This window comes from Pseudonocardia adelaidensis, assembly GCF_039543345.1.
Taxonomy (GTDB): domain Bacteria; phylum Actinomycetota; class Actinomycetes; order Mycobacteriales; family Pseudonocardiaceae; genus Pseudonocardia; species Pseudonocardia adelaidensis.
Genome location: NZ_BAABJO010000007.1, coordinates 178,949 through 195,407, shown reverse-complemented (window position 1 = coordinate 195,407; position 16,459 = coordinate 178,949). Strand labels below are relative to the sequence as shown.

The window sequence follows — 16,459 nt, the reverse complement described above, 5'->3', positions numbered from 1 at the left end:
GCCGACCCTCTGGATCAGGCCCGGGCGGTGACCCGGTCTTCAGCCGAGAGGATCGGCCAGGTCGCCTTGATGGTCGAGCAGTCCCTGGGCCGTCCGGGTCGCCCTGGGGGGCGATGGCGGCCTGAGGCCTGCGACAACATCGAGTGCACCCAACACGTCGTCGGGTCGAACGGCGGGTGTCGTCTGCCGCACGACCGCCGTCAGTATCGCACAGACTCCCGCCCGATCGGGGGGTATCGGGCTCGGGCCACTCGACGGTGCGGCGCCCTCCACGGCAAGATCCCGCACGTCGGCACGTACGAGCGCCCCCCGGACATCGATCATGCGGCGCCCGGACGGTGTGACGCGTTCGACGACGACCGATTCCCGCGCGAGCAGCTCGGAGAGCGCGGATCGCAGCGCGGTGGGCTCGACCCCGGGGAGCTCGACGACCCAGCTGCTGGCCTCGATCCGCTCGGCCAGCGGGGCGCCCTCCGCGACGGCGGCCGCGAGCACGTCCAGCCCGTCGGGCAGGGCGGCGTCCAGGGCCGCCACGAGAGCGTCGGGATCCACCGGGCGGGTGAGCCCGATCTCCACGTACTCGGCCTCGCTGGCCGTGCCGGTCGGGGCCGCGCCGATCCACGACAGCCGCGGGTGCGGGCTGAACCCGTGCGAGTGCGCCACCGGCACCCCCGCCCGCCGCACGGCCCGCTCGAAGCTGCGCGCCACGTCGCGGTGGGAGAGGAACCGCAGCCGCCCCCGCTTGGCGAAGCGCACCCGCACCCGCTGCACGGTGGGCGGAGCGGGATTGGCGGCCTCCCCGGGACGCACGCGAGCCATGGCGCGGAGTGTAGGCGCCGCCCCGTGGTCCGATGTTCCGGTTGTCCATGGCTGCCGCGACGACCATGAGCACCCGATACTGCGGGAACCGATGCCCAAGATCCGGAGGACCGGTTGCTCATGGCTGCCGCGCGAACCATGCGCAACCGGAACGGCGGGTCACGACCACTGGGCGGCGATGCGGCGTGCCCGGGCCGCGGCGCGGTAGAGCGTGCACGGCCAGTACGGCGCGATGCGGACCTGGGAGCGGCAGCCGAGGCACCGGCCGTCCCGGCCGCTGACGTGCAGATCGAGCAACGCGCCCCACACCCGGGGCATCGCGGCCAGCTCCACCGCGAACGGCCAGTCCCTCGCCCACTCCTCGTCCTCCCGCACGCACCGAGCGTGTCGCCGCGTCGGTTCGATCCACACCCCGTGACACCGCGATCCCGACTGGTGATTCCCGGTCGGACGGGGAGTACGTTCCGGCCGTGGTCGCCCGCTCCGCCCGGCTCCGTGAGCAGCTGGCCCTCGCCGAGTCCCTGCGCGCCGACGGCCGGACGTGGAGCGAGGCCGCCGCGGCCCTGCGCACCCGTTACGGGCTGAACGCCCGGGTCGCGATGCGGATCGCCCACGGCTGGACGCAGGCCGACACGGCACAGGCGTGGAGCCGCCGCTGGCCCGACGAGCCGAAGACGTTCAAGAACATCTCCTACTGGGAGAACTGGCCCAGCCCCACCGGGCACATGCCGTCACTGCACGTCCTCGACCGGCTCGCGCGGATCTACGAGTGCGACGTCGCCGATCTACTGGCCGGATGGGGCGAGTACGGCGGCGACCGGAGCTACGACGATGGCACCGAGCCGGAGACCCTCGCGTGGCAGGTGGGCAACCTCGACCTCCACCAGCTGACCCGGGCAGTCGCGGACTGGGCCCAGCGGCTCCCGGGCGACCAGCGCCGCGCGATGCTGCTGAAGCTGAGTACCGCTGCCGCGTTGGCCGCAACCGCGTCACCGACGTCACCGCCGCTGGGACAACCTCGTACCGTGGGCGCGTCTGCCCTCGCCGGCCGGTGGAGCAGCACATACCGGTACCACAGCACCAGCAGAGGCGCCGACCTCGAGGGAACCCACGTCATCGACCTCAGGACGGAGGACGGACGGCTGACCGGTCGCAGCCTCGCCCATCCACAACGGAGCGTCCTCGACCTCGACCTCCTCGTGAACGGCACCATCGCCAGTGGCGCCTGGACGGAGCGGACCTCCCCGACAGGGCACTATCGGGCCGCGACGTACCAGGGGCTGATCCAGCTCGTCATCGACCCGGCGGGCCGCCAGATGGTCGGCAGGTGGCTCGGCGTCGGGAAGCGTTTCGAGGTGAAGTCGGGTGAATGGCGGCTGACGTGGGCCGATCAGCCGGAGCCGGCAGGCGGCCGCCCGGTGACCACGGCGACCACCCTCGAACCGTCGGCGAAGGCACCCTCTGAGATGAGCGCGAACACCGCCAGCATCAGCTTTCCGACATAGACGTGGTCGAGACGCAAACCGTGCCGGCGATCGAAATCACCCAGGAACTCGTCGAGCTCCGGCGATCTCCGAGCGAAGCCACCGCAGTGGAACCGGTGCTCGATCGACCAGTTCCCGACAACTCGCCCGGTCGCATCGAGCTGGAGCGACCGAACGTCGTCATCCAGCGATGCCGCGCCTTTCAGCACCGAGACGCCCAGCGCGCGCTGCCCGGGAGCAAGACCGGCCGCGATGCCGGCAAGGGTGCCACCGGTACCGACCGGACACGCGATCACATCGAAGGGCTGTTCGATCTCGTCGACGAGCTCACGGCACCCCGGGACCGCGAACTCGGTGCTACCGCCCTCCGGCACCAGGTAGAAGTCGCCGAACCGGCGATGGAGAGCGTCGATGACCTCGGGGTCGGCCTTGCGCCGGTAGGTCGCCCGGTCCATGTAGTGCAGCTGCATGCCGTCCGACATCGCGGCGTCCAACATCGCGTTGTGCGGCTCTTCCTCGCCGCGCACCACTCCGATGGTGGTGAAGCCGCACATCCGGCCGACTGCCGCCGTCGCCCTGAGGTGGTTCGAGTAGGCGCCGCCGAATGTCAGGAGCGTCGAGGCGCGGGATGCGCAGGCATCAGCGAGCAGGTACTTCAGCTTCCGCCACTTGTTGCCCGTCACCTCGGGATGGATCAGGTCGTCCCGCTTCAGGAAGAGCCGGACGCCTGCGAGCCGATCGTCGTGCAGGTCCTGCAACGGGGAGGGCAGCTGCAGACCCAGCTCGAGCTCTCGCACCAGAACCTTGCCGAGGAACGGCGCCATGCGCGTGAGTCTACGGCGGGCGTGTCGTGCTCCCGCGCCACCAAGATCCGGAGCATCGGTTGCCAGTGGCTGCCGCAACGACCATGTGCAACCGAGACCGCGGATCACGGAACCGGGAGCGCCCGGGCACCGTCCCTGCCGGGCATGTCGATCGATCTCACCCGGCCGTTCCGCGGCTCCGCCGCCGTCTCCGCCGGGCTCCTGACGTGGGGGCAGCTGCGCGGGCTTCGTTTCCAGCGGCTGTTCCTCGACGTGTACGCCCCGGCCCGGCTCGAACCGGACCTCGCGCTGCGATCGGCCGCCGCGGCCGTCCTGGTCGAGGGCCGCGGAGTCCTCGCCGGCTACTCGGCCGCCGAGCTGCTGGATGCGTCCTGCGGGCCCGCCGACGCTCCGGCCGAGGTGCTGCTGGTCCGGTCCGGCCGCCAGTCCTACCGCTGCCCGGGCCTCCCGGTTCATCGCGACCTCGTGGAGTCCGGCGAGATCACCGCGGTGGGCCCGTAGGGCGTCACGACCCCCGCCCGCACGGCGTACGACCTCGTCCGCTGGGTACCGGCGCTCCGGGAGAAGGTCGTGGCGGTCGATGCGATCGCCTTCGCGTGCAAGATCGACCTGGCGGACGTCCGCCGCCTGCGCATGCTGCACTGGGGAGCGCGGGGCGCCGGGCACATCGGCCGCGTGCTGGACCTCTGCGACGCCCGGGCCGAGTCGCCGATGGAGACCCGCATCCGGATGGCGCTGCACGAGCACGGGTTGCCCACGCCGCACGTCCAGTTCGACGTCGAGACCGACGGCCGGATCCGCCGCCTCGACCTGGCCTACCCCGCAGTGAAGCTCGCGATCGAGTACGACGGCGAGGCTCACCGCGAGCAGGACCGGGCCCACAAGGACCTCCTGCGCGAGGCCGCCCTCGTCCGGCTCGGCTGGACGATCCTGCGTTTCGACGCCTCCACCGTCTGCCGCCATCCCGCGCGGATCGCACGTGTGGTCGAGCACGAGCTGCGCCGCCGCGGCTACGTCGCCGCCTGATCCGAGGCGCGATGGATCCGAGAGCAGGGGTGGCCCGGTGTCACGCACGTGGCCGTGGCGCAGCGGCATCGGGCGCACGACGCTCTACCGGCTGTGGCCCGACCCACCGTCCCTGATCCGGGACAACCTCGAACACCACATCGCGGTCGCCCGACCTGGCCGAAGATGGTCGGGGATGCTGTGTCGCTCCTGATCGGCGCGCTCGGTCTCGCCCTCGTGCTTCTCGCAGCCCTGGTCACGGCGGTGTGGGGGAGTTCGGGACGGCGGCTTCCAACGTCCGCCCGATGACCTCGGCGCCGCGGTCCATGGCCGCCTGGACGCCCGGGCCGAGCTCGGCGGGCAGCAGGTCGCGGGTCCAGACGAAACGGCAGCCGCCGCCCTCGGCGACCACTCGCATCTCGGCCCGGTCGTGGTCGGGCCGGATGCTGCCCCCGATCACGGAGTAGACGATGCGCCGCTCGCCGTCGTCGCGCTCGACGAAGCGCTCGTGCACGACCACGCCGTCGGCGAACGTGACGACCCGGACGTCCCCGTCGGCCTCGCATCCGATGACGAAACCCGGGGCCATCCGCAGCGGACCCGCAGCGAAGTCACGGATCACGTCCCAGACGGTGGCGGGGTCGGCGGCGATGGAGATCTCGGTTCGCAGGAATGCCATGCGCCGAGCCTGGCCCGGCTCCCGGCCGGGGTATTGAACTTCCTTGCCTGTCGGACCCCGCACGTACCGTCCGCGACGTGCTCTCGGTCGCCGAACTCGCCACCCGGCCCGACGTCACCGTGAGCACCGTCGTGTGCCGGGAACACCATCGCTGCTGGTCCGACGCCGAGGTTCCGGCCGAGCACCGGCTCGTGCTCGTCCGTTCCGGCCGGTTCCGCCGGACGAGCGCGCACGGGCCCACCGATCTCGACCCGACCCTCGGCTACGTCTCGCAGCCCGGGGTGGAGGAGCGCTTCGCGCACCCCGCCGGTGGCGACGTCTGCACGTCGGTGTCGATCACGCCGGCGCGGTGGGCGGCGCTCATGGGCGACGCCGCGCGGCTCGCCGGCTCCTGCGTCTACGTCGACGCCCGGGTCGAGCTGGCCCACCGGAGGCTTCTCGCCGCGGCAGGCGATCCGGACTACGCGCTGGTCGAGCAGCTGCTCGGGCTGCTCACCGCGACCGTGGGGCGGCTCGTCCCCACGCCGAGCCCGGCCACGGTGACGGGCACGAGGGGCGATCGATCTCTCGTCGCCGCGGCACGGGAGGCGATCCTCTCCGGGCACCCCGCCGCCGAGCGGCTGTTCTCCCTCGCCGACCACCTCGACGTGTCGCCCTACCGCCTGAGCCGGGCGTTCACCCGCGAGATCGGCGTCTCGACCACCCGCTACCGCAACCGGGTGCGCGTCGGGCGCGCGCTGGAGCGCCTGGCGCATGGCGAGCGCAGCCTCGCGCTGCTCGCCGCCGACCTCGGCTTCGCCGACCAGGCCCACCTCACGCGCACCGTCCGCGCGCACACCGGCCACACGCCCGCGGCGCTGCGCCGCGCCCTCGGTCCGTCCTGATCAGCGGCTCAGGATGTCGAGCGCGGCGTCGGCACCGGCCCACACGTGCGCGTCCCAGCCGTGGGCGCGGGCCGCCTCCACGTTCTCCACCTTGTCGTCGAAGAAGACGACGTCTCCCGGCCGCGTGCCGTAGGTGGCGTCGGCGCGGGCGTAGATCGCCGGATCCGGCTTGACGAGCGCGACCTCGGCCGAGAACACGAGGTGCGCGATGCCCGCGGTCCACGGCGCCGCCCGCACGGCCGCCGCGAGCGGGCCGGGGGCGTTGGACAGCACGCCGAGCCGCACGCCCCGCCCGTGCAGGTGCGCGAGCAGGTCGGCGCTGGCCCGCGGCAACGTCGACCACTTCACCGAGTCCGTCTCCGTGAGCCACCCCAGCAGCCGCTCGTCCGGCGCACGCCCGAGCGCCGCCAGCACCCCTGTCCAGTACTCCTCCGCGCTGCTGCCCAGGTCGTAGGCGGTTCGCCCGGCCCAGTACGCAGGAGCGAGCTCGGCCACGGTGACCCCGAGCTCGGCGGCGAGCAACGGCATGATCCCGGTCGAGGGCACGAGCACTTCGCCGAGATCGAAGACGACGGTGCGGGAAGGTTCCACGCCGATCACGGTAGCCAGCGGCGGCAGCCACGGGCCGGCGAGCACGGTGTCGTAGAGCAGCGCCCTCTTCACACACCCGACCTGGGCTTCACACAGAGCCGGCCCTGTGCGAAGTCCCGGCTGGGTGTGTGAAATCCGCTGGGGGTTGGCGGAGTGCCGGTCGCTCTACTGCGGGGGCCCGACGGAGGACGTCCCGACGCCTCGCCCTTCCGTGACCACCTCGTACCAGGCCATCTCGCTGCGGCCCTCCTGCAGGCCGTCCATGCGCTTGCGGGACTCGACGAACCGCTCGTCCTCGTGCCAGGCCTCCCAGTCCGCCCGGCTCTCCCAGGTCCCGATCACCGCCCGTCCGTTGTGCCCGTCCAGCGGGATGAGCAGCTGCCCGCCGACCCAACCGCGCCGCCCCTTCGCTGCCGCAAGGCGCTCGCGCATCGCGGCGTCCCACTCGGGCTCACAACCGGACTTCAGCGTGACCTGCGTGATGACCGTCATCATGTGCGCACCATCCTTCGGGCTCGACCGGTTCCGGTTACCACCGATCAGCACCCGCCAGTCGTCGCCCTCAGCCGTCGCCCGCCCAGGTCCAGCGCGGGACCTCGCGCAGGGGGTGGAGCTCGTCGTCGGTGGCGGCGTGCGAGTTCTGCATCGCAACCCTGGTGCCGAACTCGACGTGCTCGCGCACCGCGTCCCGGAACGCGGGGTCGGCCGGCATCCCCGCCGCGTCGAGCGCCGCGATGTACAGGTCGACGAACCGCTGACGCTGCTCCTCGCTGATCTTCAGCCCGCGGTGGACGGCGATCAGGTGAGCGAAGCCGAGCTCGCGGGAGAACCGGTCGGGCCCGCCGAAACTCTCGGCCGTGAACGCCGTCAGGTGGTCCACGTGCTCCGGGCGACCGGCACCGAACAGCGGCTGCAGGAGCGGGTCGGCGAGAACGCTGTCGTAGAACAACTGCTCGAGGCGGTGCAACGCATCCTCGCCGCCCGCATGTTCGTACAGACTCGGCACGATTACACGCTTGCAGCAGGCTGGGGCCGGGTCAAGATGCGGTCGGGTGGGGCCGAACGTCGCCTCGGCGTTTCGAGATCGACTCCGGCCGACGGGTCACGAACGATCCGGTTCGAGCACCAGGAACCCGTCCCCCGCCGGCACGAACCCGGCCCGGCGGTAGAACGGCGCGCTGCCCGCCGTCGGGGCCAGGAGCAGGCGGCGGTAACGGCGGGTGCGGGCGTGCTCCACCACCGCGTCGAGGAGCGCCGCGGGCACGCCGCGGTCGGCGAAGGAGGCGAGGACGAACGCGTTGCCCACGTGCCCGATCCGCCCGCCCCGGGCGCCGGGCCGGGGCATGTGGACGATCTCCAGCACGTTGATCGAGCCGACCGCCGTGTAGCCGCTGCGCGGGGACCCGACCTCGGCCAGCCAGAACGTGCGGCGCGGCAGCTCCACCCGCCACCACTGCGCGAACGAGGCCTCGAATCCGGGGTCCTCGACCGGGTACCCGAGGCGCTCCTCCAGCCAGGCGCGCCGCAGCCCCGCGAGCGCTGCGATGTCACGCTCGTCGGCCACGCGGATGGCGACCTGCTGGCCGAACTCGGTGTCGGCGACCTCAGCCACCCGTGCCCGCGTTCCCCTGGATCGGGTTCACCACGGTGAGCGGCAACAGGGTGGTGCCGCTCGGGCCCACCTCGATGTCGGCGCCCGTGGCCGGGCACACGCCGCAGTCGAAGCACGGGGTCCACCGGCAGTCGTCCTGCTCGCGGCCGGCGAGCGCGTCCTGCCAGTCGTCCCAGAGCCAGTCGCGCTCGAGCCCGGAGTCGAGGTGGTCCCAGGGGAGCACCTCGTCGCGGTCGCGCTCCCGGGTGGTGAACCAGTCGAGCGAGACGCCGAGCGGCTCCAGCTCGGCCGCGCACGCGTCGACCCAGCGCTGGTAGGAGAAGTGTTCGCTCCAGCCGTCGAACCGGCCGCCCTCGCGCCACACCCGCTCGATCACGCGCCCGACGCGCCGGTCGCCGCGGGCGAGCAGCCCTTCGATCAGCGACGGCTCGCCGTCGTGGTAGCGCATGCCGACGTTGCGGCCCAGCTTGCGGTTGCTGTTGACCTTCTCCCGCAGCTTGCGCAAGCGTGAGTCGATCACGTCGGGGGACGCCTGCGCGGCCCACTGGAACGGCGTGTGCGGCTTGGGCACGAACCCGCCGATCGAGATCGTGCAGCGCACGTCGTTGCGCCCGGCCGCCTCGCGGCCCGCGCGGATCACGTTGTGCGCCATGTCGGCGATCTGGAGGACGTCCTCGTCCTCCTCGGTGGGCAGCCCGCACATGAAGTAGAGCTTCACCTGCCGCCAGCCCTGCGCGAACGCCTCGGAGACGGTGCGGATGAGATCTTCCTCCGACACCATCTTGTTGATCACTCGCCGGATCCGCTCCGAGCCGCCCTCCGGGGCGAACGTGAGGCCGGAGCGGCGCCCGTTGCGGGAGATCTCGTTCGCGAGGTCGATGTTGAACGCGTCGACGCGCGTGCTCGGCAGCGACAGCGAGGTGTTGGTGCCCTCGTAGCGGTCGGCGAGCCCCTTGGTGATCTCCGCGATCTCCGAGTGGTCGGCGCTGGACAGCGACAGCAGCCCCACCTCGTCGAACCCGCTCGCCCGCACCGCGGAGTCGACCATCTCGCCGATGCCCGCCAGTGTCCGCTCCCGCACCGGGCGCGTGATCATGCCGGCCTGGCAGAACCGGCAGCCGCGGGTGCAGCCGCGGAAGATCTCCACGCTCGCACGCTCGTGCACGGTCTCGGCCAGCGGCACGAGCGGCCGCTTCGGGTACGGCCAGGCGTCCAGGTCGGTGGTGGTGCGCTTCGTGACCGCGCCGGGCACGCGCTCGTCCACCGGCGCGACGGCGGCGATCGCGCCGTCGGCGCCGTAGCTCACGTCGTAGAGCGACGGCACGTAGCAGCCCTCGACGGCGGCCAGCCGCAGCAGGAGCTCGCGACGCCCGCCGGGGCGGCCCTCGGCCTTCCACGCCCCCACCACGTCGGTGATCTCGCCGACCACCTCCTCGCCGTCCCCGATCGCCGCGACGTCGACGAAGTCGGCGATCGGCTCCGGGTTGAACGCCGCGTGACCGCCTGCGACCACGACGGGGTGATCGACCCCCCGTTCGGCGGCGTGCAGCGGGATGCCGGCGAGGTCGAGCGCCGTGAGCAGGTTGGTGTAGCCGAGCTCGGTCGAGAAACTGACCCCGAGCAGGTCGAACGCGCCCAACGGCCGGTGCGAGTCGACGGTGAACGCGGGGACGCCGTGCTCGCGCATCAGCGCCTCGAGATCCGGCCAGACCGCGTAGCAGCGCTCGGCGAGCGCGTCCGGGCGCTCGTTGAGCAGCTCGTAGAGGATCATGACGCCCTGGTTGGGCAGCCCCACCTCGTACGCGTCGGGGTACATGAGCGCCCACCGGACGGCGGCCGACTCCCAGTCCTTCACCTGCGCGTTCAGCTCGCCGCCGACGTACTGCACCGGCTTCGAGACGCGCGGCAGAAGCGGCTCGAGGTCCGGAAAAATCGACGGTGCCGTCATGTCGATCCAGCGTAGCCCCGTGCCCGGCGGGGCCGCCTCGCGGCCGGGCCGGAGGCGTCAGCCCCAGGCAGCGCGCACCGGGTAACCGGCTGTGCTGATCCGGCGCGCCGTGGCCGCGAGGACGATCACGATCGCGATCGCCCCGGCGACCACGACACCGGCCGGGGGGTCGTTCAGCGCGATGCCGACGATCGCCCACACGGCACCGACCGCGAACGGCACGACGGCCGTGCCGGAGATCACCGCCCACGACACGATCGCGGTGACCGCGAGGAGCACCACGACGGCGGCGATGGCGGCGAGCGCCCCGGTGCCCGGGAGGCCGATCCACACCCCGGTGGCCGCCGTGCCCAGCGGTGTGGCCATGGAGACCCAGCCGGCGTAGAGCGCGACGGTGCCGCGCACCACGACGCGCTCCACCACGCCCTCGGCGGGCGTCCGGCAGTAGCGGCCGAAGACGAGGGCGACGCTCACCAGCAGCCCGATGATCGCCAGCTCCGCCAGCGGCAGCCAGCCCGTGCCGAACGACAGCACCCAGCCGATGTTGAACACGGCCGATGCCGCCATCCACCACCCGGTGTTCCGGTGGATCTGGCGGGCGCGCTGCCCGGGCAGGGCCTGGAAGACCGCGTATCCGATGAAGCCGGCGTAGATCGGCAGCCACACCACGAACGCCCAGTCGGCCGCCAGCAGCGGGCTGGCGTACTCGCGCGCGACCACTCCGACCGCATCGCCGGCCATCACGGCCACAACGACCTGCGCGATCGCGAGCAGCGCCACCACGACGTTCCGTACGAGATCGGTCCGGGTGGGGCCCGGCGAGAGGACCGTCATGCCGACATTGTCCCTCGCGCCGGACCGCGCGGGGGCGCGCCGCTCGACCGGATCCAGAGCGCCACCCGACCGTACCGGCGTCGGACGGCCACGCGGCCATCGTCGACGGGCAGCACGGCTCCGTGCACGGAGCCTTCCTCGGCGACGGCGCCGAACCCGCGCAGCTCCATCCGCTCCTGGGACCACGGCCCGCACCGTCGCCGTGGCCGGCGGACCACCCCCGGCGCCGCCCGGGCGCTACCTCAGCAGGAGCGCGTCCAGCCGCCGGGCCGCGACGACCACACCGAACGCGATCATCACCGCGAAGTAGGCCAGGTGCCCGAGCAGCCCGGCGTGCACGACGCCCGTGGTGAGACCGCGCATCAACTCCACGGCGTGGTAGAGCGGCAGGCACTCCACGACGATCTGCAGCCACCGGGGGTAGACCGACAGCGGGTAGAACGTGGTGGAGAACAGGAACATCGGCAGGATCACGAGCGTGACCAGGTCGAAGTCCTGCCAGGACCGCATGTAGGACGTGGCGGCCATGCCGACGGCGGCGAACGCGAACGCCACGACCAACGCCGCCGGGAGCGCGAGCAGCGCCCACGGCGACACCAGCAGGCCGAAGCCGCCCATGACCGCGAGGAAGCCGAGCGCGTAGAGGCCGCCCCGGATGAGGGCCCAGCCGATCTCGCCGAGCGCGATGTCGACCGGCCCGAGCGGGGTGGCGAGCATGGCGCCGTAGATGCGGCCGTACTTGAGCTTGAAGAACACGTTGAAGGTGGAGTCGAAGACCGCGCCGTTCATCGCCGAGGCCGCGAGCAGGCCCGGCGCGATGAACGCGGCGTAGCTGATCGGGGCACCGTCGGGACCGGGCAGCGCGCCGACCATGGATCCGAGGCCCTGACCCATCGCGAGCAGGTAGAAGACCGGCTCGAAGAACCCCGAGACGAACGCGAGCCACGCCCGCCGCGACGCGGTGGCCGCGCGCAGCAGCAACGCGTGCGACCGCCCCGCGTAGCCGCCGGCCGGCAGCAGGAGCCGCACGAGCACTGCCGTGGTGCCCGCCTGCCGGGCGGGCGCCGGCTCGTCGACGGCGATCACGGCTGGAGCCTCCGGGTGTACACCCGGGTGGCGAGCGCCGCGCCGACGAGCAGCAGCGCGAGCAGGTACGCGGTGTGGCCGAGGGCGGGCAGCAGTTGCCAACGCCCGAGCGCGGCGGCCCGGGCGACCTCGGTGCCGTGCCACAGCGGCGACACCCAGGCCACCGGCTGCACCCAGACCGGCAGCCGGTCGACCGGGAAGAACGTGCCGGAGAACAGCGTCATCGGGATGAGGACGAACCGGAACAGCACGCTGAACGCCCCGCGGTCGCTCTCCAGGGTGGCGGAGAAGGCGGTGACCGGCGCCGCCACCGCCGCGCCGGTGAGCACCGCGGCGAGCAGCGACACCACGATCCCGGTGCTCGCCAGCCCGCCGAACAACGCGATCACGACGACGTACACGGCGCCGGAGCCGGCCGTCTTGAGGGCGACCCACGTGAGGTGGCCCAGCGCGACCTGCGCCGGCGAGACCGGGCCTGCCGTCATCCCGTGGTAGTGCCGCTGCCACTTGAAGCCCGACAGCACCGGGTAGGACGACTCGAACACCGCCGTCTGCACCGCCGAGACGGTGAGCAGGGCGGGCGCGAGCCACACCAGGTAGGTGGGCCCGCCGGTGGCGGCCGCGACCCCGGCTCCACCGCCGCGCTGCACCAGCGACCCGAACCCCACCCCGAACGCCAGCAGGAACAGCAGCGGCTGCACGATCGACGAGACCACGGTGGCCCGCCAGTTGCGCCGGTACCACACCCACGCGTGCTCGACGACGAGCAGCACGCCGCGCACCGCACCGGGCGCGCGGCCGGTGGACCGCACGGTGAGCCGGAAGGGGAGCTCGGGGACGGTCATTCCACCAGGCTCCGCCCGGTGAGCCGGAGGAACACGTCCTCCAGGGTGGAGCGGCGCACGAGCGCCGACAGCGGCCGGTGGCCCGCGCTCGTGACCGCAGCCTGCGCGTGCTCGCCGTCGGCCGTGTAGAGCAGCAGCCGGTCGGGCAGCTCCTCGACCCGCTCGACGTGCGGGGCGAGGGCACCGGCCTGCGGCGCCTCGCCCACCGGGAACCGGAGCTCGAGGACCTCCCGCGTGGAGTAGCGCTCGATCAGCTCGGCGGGCGAGCCCTCCGCCACGATCAGCCCGCCGTCCATGACGACCAGCCGGTCGCACAGCTGCTCGGCCTCGTCCATGTAGTGGGTGGTGATGATCTGGGTGACACCCTCGCGCTTGAGCCGGTACAGGCGCTCCCACAGCAGGTGGCGGGCCTGCGGGTCGAGGCCGGTGGTGGGCTCGTCGAGCAGCAGCAGCTCCGGATCGTTGACCAGCGCCCGCGCGATCGTGAGCCGGCGCTTCATCCCGCCCGAGAGCGGCTCGACCTCGGAGTCGCCCCGCTCGGACAGCTGCGCGAACTCCAGCAGCTCCGTGGCCTTGGCCCGCACCTGCGCGCGGGAGAGCCCGAAGTAGCGCCCGTACACCTCGAGGTTCTGCCGCACCGACAGCTCCTGGTCGAGGTTGTCGAGCTGCGGCACCACGCCGATCCGGGCGCGGATGCGCGGCCCGTCGGCCGTGGGGTCCATGCCCAGCACCTGCAGCTCGCCCGCCGAGCGCGGGGAGACACAGGCGATCATGCGCATGGTGGAGGACTTGCCGGCGCCGTTGGGGCCCAGGAACCCGAACACCTCGCCCCGCGCGACGTCCACGTCGATGCCGCGCACGGCCTCGAACTCGCCGAACCGCTTGCGCAGCCCGCGCGCCTGGACCAGTCCGTCCCCCACCGCCAGCACGCTAGCCGGGTTCCCCGACAGAAATCGTGGAGGTTTCCCGCTCCCGCGCCGAGCCGGGGCGAAATGGCTGCTCTGCAGGGGTGATCAAGGGCAAATGGTCGCTCCCGGAGATCATTCGGCCACCACCTCCCCTTGATCGGCGATCCGGTGCGCGTGCCGCACCTCGGACGACACCACGTGCGCGGCGGACCCGGGCATCACCTTCGACCTCCGGCCTCCTGGCGGCGCCGCGCAGTGCGCGGGGCTGCCCCTCACAGCTCGAGGGCGCATCCGGCGTCGCTGCGCGACCCGTGACCTCCGAGCCTCTGCGGCCCCTACGAACAACACCCCGGGCAGGCCAGGGCCTGCCCGATCGGGCGCGCGGCGCCGCCAGGAGGCTGTCCCACCGGGCCGGGGCCGGGGCCGGGGCCAGCGCAGCGATCAAGGGCACATGGCTGCCCGCAGCGGTGACCAAGGGCAAATGGTCGCCCCCGGAGATCATTCGGCCACCATCTCCCCTTGATCGGCGATCCGATGCGCGTGCCGCACCTCGGACGACACCAGGTGCACGACGGGCCCGGGTATCACCTTCGACCGCCCCGACCACCGCGACGACGCCCCGTCGAGCACTCCCCGATCGCCCCCGACCACCACTGAGAAACCAGGAATCAACCGTCTAGGCAGCAGGCCGGGAGCCGCCGTGGAAGGAGCGGCGGTAGGCGTCCGGCGGGACGCCGAGGGCTCGGTGGAAGTGCCGGCGCAACGTGGCCGCCGTACCGAGGCCGGTGCGCTCGGCGACCTGCTCGACGCTCAGGCCGGTGGTCTCGAGCAGCTCCTGGGCCCGGTGCACGCGCTGCGCCAGCAGCCACTGCAGCGGCGTGGTGCCGGTGGCGGCGCGGAACTGCCGGCTGAGCGTGCGCTCGCTGGTGCGGGCCGCGCGGGCCAGGTCCGTGACGGTCACCGGCTCGTGCAGGCGCTCCAGCGCCCAGCCCAGGAGCGCACCCAGCCCGCCGTCGGCATCGGCCGGGACCGGGGCGGGGATGAACTGGGCCTGCCCACCCGGCCGGTGCGGTGGCACGACGAGGCGGCGGGCGAGCGCGTTGGCAACGGCGCTGCCGTGGTCCTTCCGGACGAGGTGCAGGCACAGGTCGAGGCCCGCGGCCTTGCCCGCGGACGTCAGCACGTCCCCGTGGTCGATGTAGAGCACGTCCGGATCGACCTGCACCCGCGGGTGGCGGCGGGCCAGCAGCCCGGCGTGCATCCAGTGGGTGGTGGCCCGGCGGCCGTCGAGCAGCCCGGCCGCGGCCAGTACGAACGCGCCGGTGCAGATCGACGCGACCCGCGCCCCGGCCTCGTGCGCGGCCCGGACGGCGTCGACCAGGTCGGCGGGTGGGTCCTGCTCCACGTCGTGGCTCCACGGCACGATCACGGTGTCCGCGGTGACGAGCCGGTCGAGCCCGTGCGGTGTGCTCACCCGGAACCAGCTGCCGATGCCCGCGCCCGGAGGGGCGCAGACCGCGAAGTCGTACCAGGGGTCGGCGAGGCCCGAGCGGTCCATCCCGAAGACGTCGTAGGGGACGGCCACCTCGAGCAGCGAGGAACCACCGGCGACCGCGAGGGCGACAAAATGCGGCATGTCCGGAACTGTACGCATGTTGGCGTTCACGCCACTCGTGGTGCGGACCGTGCGGGCGGAGCATCCCCGCCGTGGACGAAGTGGGAGTGCTGCAGCGGCAGCGGGACCGGGTGTGGTGGGGCGCGGGCGCCGCGGTCGCAGCGGTGGGCTGGGGAGCGCAGCAGTTCGCCCCGCTCCTGCTGATGTACCGGGCCGAGCTGGGGGTGGGCGCCGCGACCGTGCAGGCCGTGTTCGCGGTGTACGTGATCGGGCTGGTCCCGGGCCTGCTGTTCGGCGGTCCCGTGTCCGACCGCTACGGCAGGCGCATGGTCGTCCTCGCCGCGCTGGGCGCGTCCGTGGTCGCCTCGGCCCTCCTGCTCGGGGGCGGTCAGGGCGTCGGGTGGCTCTTCGCGGGCCGGCTCGTCGCGGGGTTCGCGAGCGGCGCCGGGTTCAGCGCGGGCGCGGCGTGGGTCAGGGAGCTCAGCGCGGTCGACGGCGGCGAGCGCGGACCGCGGCGGGCGACCGTCGCGATGACGGCGGGGTTCGGCCTCGGCCCGCTGGTCGCGGGGGTGCTCGCGCAGTGGGCGCCGGCCCGCACCGTGCTGCCCTACCTGCCGCACCTGCTGCTCGCCCTCGCCGCCGTGCCGCTGGTGCGGCACACCCCCGAGACGCGCACGGCGGGCGCGGCCGCCCGCGGCCTGCGCATCCCGGAGCTGTCGTCGCGGCGGTTCCGCACCGTGGTCGCGCCGCTCGCGCCGTGGGTGTTCGGCGTGGTGGCGGTCGGCATCGCCTACCTGCCCGGGCTCGTCGCACCCCGCCTCGGCGGCTACGTGCTGCTCTTCTGCACGCTCGTCACCCTGCTCGGCGCCGCCGCCGGGATCGCCGTCGTGCCCGTGGCCCGCCGGGTCGCCCGGGGTGGGAGCCGCCGCCTGCTCGTCACGGCGCTGGCCATCGTGATCGCCGGGCTCCTCGTGGCCGCGGGCGCCGCGGCCGCCACAGACCCGCTCCTCGTACTCGGGTCGACCGTCGTGCTCGGCGCGGGATACGGGTGCTGCCAGGTGTGCGGCCTCACCGAGGTGCAACGCATCGCAGGACCCGGCCGCCTCGCCGGGCTCACCGCCGCCTACCAGGCGATCTCCTACGTGGGCCTCGCCGCGGCCGTGCCACTGGCCGCCGTCGACCACCTCGTCCCGCCTGCCGTCCTGCTGCTCGGCCTCGCCGGGCTCGCCGCGCTCACTCTCGTCGTGACGACCCGCGCCGCAGGGCGCTGAGATCGTCCGGATCGGGACATGAGCTGCGCCCCTGCAGCGCATGTCCCGGTTGTG

Annotated in this window: 19 protein-coding genes; 5 read left to right on the top strand and 14 right to left on the bottom strand. The window is 73.1% G+C overall.

The features are described from left to right. Positions 1–39 precede the first annotated feature (39 nt). Positions 40–819: a TIGR03936 family radical SAM-associated protein gene (locus tag ABEA81_RS11540; protein WP_345604956.1), complete on the bottom strand. Its 780-nt coding sequence runs from the start codon at positions 817–819 to the stop codon at positions 40–42. A 159-nt stretch (positions 820–978) separates the two neighbouring features. Next, positions 979–1,194: a hypothetical protein gene (locus ABEA81_RS11535; RefSeq protein ID WP_345604955.1), complete on the bottom strand. Its 216-nt coding sequence runs from the start codon at positions 1,192–1,194 to the stop codon at positions 979–981. A gap of 95 nt (positions 1,195–1,289) precedes the next feature. Between ABEA81_RS11535 and ABEA81_RS11530 the strand changes: the two genes are divergently transcribed. Next, complete coding sequence (locus tag ABEA81_RS11530) at positions 1,290–2,324, top strand: helix-turn-helix transcriptional regulator (RefSeq protein WP_345604954.1); 1,035 nt, start codon at positions 1,290–1,292, stop codon at positions 2,322–2,324. Here the strand turns inward: ABEA81_RS11530 and ABEA81_RS11525 are convergent. Further along, the gene (locus tag ABEA81_RS11525; RefSeq protein ID WP_345604953.1) at positions 2,210–3,127 is read right to left on the bottom strand and encodes a 1-aminocyclopropane-1-carboxylate deaminase/D-cysteine desulfhydrase; all 918 of its coding nucleotides are present in this window, start codon (positions 3,125–3,127) and stop codon (positions 2,210–2,212) included. The two genes, ABEA81_RS11530 and ABEA81_RS11525, sit on opposite strands and share 115 nt — an antisense overlap. A gap of 144 nt (positions 3,128–3,271) precedes the next feature. Here ABEA81_RS11525 and ABEA81_RS11520 point away from each other — a divergent pair, with 144 nt between their 5' ends. Both ABEA81_RS11520 and ABEA81_RS11515 read left to right on the top strand, forming a co-directional pair. Then, entirely contained in the window at positions 3,272–3,628 is a 357-nt protein-coding gene (locus ABEA81_RS11520) for a hypothetical protein (RefSeq protein ID WP_345604952.1), read from the top strand. Between the two features lie 69 nt (positions 3,629–3,697). Beyond that, complete coding sequence (locus ABEA81_RS11515; RefSeq protein ID WP_345604951.1) at positions 3,698–4,153, top strand: endonuclease domain-containing protein; 456 nt, start codon at positions 3,698–3,700, stop codon at positions 4,151–4,153. Between the two features lie 235 nt (positions 4,154–4,388). Here ABEA81_RS11515 and ABEA81_RS11510 read toward each other — a convergent pair whose 3' ends face one another. Next, positions 4,389–4,811: an SRPBCC family protein gene (locus tag ABEA81_RS11510; RefSeq protein ID WP_345604950.1), complete on the bottom strand. Its 423-nt coding sequence runs from the start codon at positions 4,809–4,811 to the stop codon at positions 4,389–4,391. A 77-nt stretch (positions 4,812–4,888) separates the two neighbouring features. Here ABEA81_RS11510 and ABEA81_RS11505 point away from each other — a divergent pair, with 77 nt between their 5' ends. Further along, positions 4,889–5,695 (top strand): helix-turn-helix domain-containing protein, encoded by an 807-nt coding sequence (locus tag ABEA81_RS11505; RefSeq protein ID WP_345604949.1) that lies wholly within the window; start codon positions 4,889–4,891, stop codon positions 5,693–5,695. Here ABEA81_RS11505 and ABEA81_RS11500 read toward each other — a convergent pair whose 3' ends face one another. From ABEA81_RS11500 to ABEA81_RS11455, 10 genes are all read right to left on the bottom strand, one after another. Further along, the gene (locus ABEA81_RS11500) at positions 5,696–6,358 is read right to left on the bottom strand and encodes an HAD-IA family hydrolase (protein WP_345604948.1); all 663 of its coding nucleotides are present in this window, start codon (positions 6,356–6,358) and stop codon (positions 5,696–5,698) included. 93 nt (positions 6,359–6,451) lie between these two features. Next, a complete protein-coding gene (locus ABEA81_RS11495) occupies positions 6,452–6,781 on the bottom strand; it encodes an antibiotic biosynthesis monooxygenase family protein (RefSeq protein WP_345604947.1) in 330 nt (109 codons plus the stop codon). Between the two features lie 67 nt (positions 6,782–6,848). After that, positions 6,849–7,292, bottom strand: coding sequence for a group II truncated hemoglobin (locus ABEA81_RS11490; protein WP_345604946.1), 444 nt, complete (start codon positions 7,290–7,292; stop codon positions 6,849–6,851). Positions 7,293–7,388: 96 nt separating this feature from the next. Then, complete coding sequence (locus tag ABEA81_RS11485) at positions 7,389–7,898, bottom strand: GNAT family N-acetyltransferase (protein WP_345604945.1); 510 nt, start codon at positions 7,896–7,898, stop codon at positions 7,389–7,391. Beyond that, on the bottom strand, positions 7,891–9,846 hold the full coding sequence (locus tag ABEA81_RS11480; protein ID WP_345604943.1) for a TIGR03960 family B12-binding radical SAM protein: 1,956 nt from the start codon (positions 9,844–9,846) through the stop codon (positions 7,891–7,893). The genes ABEA81_RS11485 and ABEA81_RS11480 overlap by 8 nt, the downstream gene beginning before the upstream one ends. A 57-nt stretch (positions 9,847–9,903) precedes the next feature. Further along, positions 9,904–10,680, bottom strand: coding sequence for a hypothetical protein (locus ABEA81_RS11475; protein WP_345604941.1), 777 nt, complete (start codon positions 10,678–10,680; stop codon positions 9,904–9,906). A gap of 237 nt (positions 10,681–10,917) precedes the next feature. Further along, positions 10,918–11,763, bottom strand: a complete 846-nt coding sequence (locus ABEA81_RS11470; protein ID WP_345605057.1) for an ABC transporter permease — start codon at positions 11,761–11,763, stop codon at positions 10,918–10,920. Next, a complete protein-coding gene (locus ABEA81_RS11465) occupies positions 11,763–12,611 on the bottom strand; it encodes an ABC transporter permease (protein ID WP_345604940.1) in 849 nt (282 codons plus the stop codon). The genes ABEA81_RS11470 and ABEA81_RS11465 overlap by 1 nt, the downstream gene beginning before the upstream one ends. Then, entirely contained in the window at positions 12,608–13,531 is a 924-nt protein-coding gene (locus ABEA81_RS11460) for an ABC transporter ATP-binding protein (RefSeq protein ID WP_345604939.1), read from the bottom strand. The genes ABEA81_RS11465 and ABEA81_RS11460 overlap by 4 nt, the downstream gene beginning before the upstream one ends. A 664-nt stretch (positions 13,532–14,195) precedes the next feature. Then, on the bottom strand, positions 14,196–15,173 hold the full coding sequence (locus ABEA81_RS11455; protein ID WP_425570526.1) for a helix-turn-helix domain-containing protein: 978 nt from the start codon (positions 15,171–15,173) through the stop codon (positions 14,196–14,198). Positions 15,174–15,226: 53 nt separating this feature from the next. Here ABEA81_RS11455 and ABEA81_RS11450 point away from each other — a divergent pair, with 53 nt between their 5' ends. Further along, on the top strand, positions 15,227–16,405 hold the full coding sequence (locus ABEA81_RS11450; RefSeq protein WP_345604937.1) for an MFS transporter: 1,179 nt from the start codon (positions 15,227–15,229) through the stop codon (positions 16,403–16,405). The last annotated feature ends 54 nt before the right edge of the window (positions 16,406–16,459 follow it).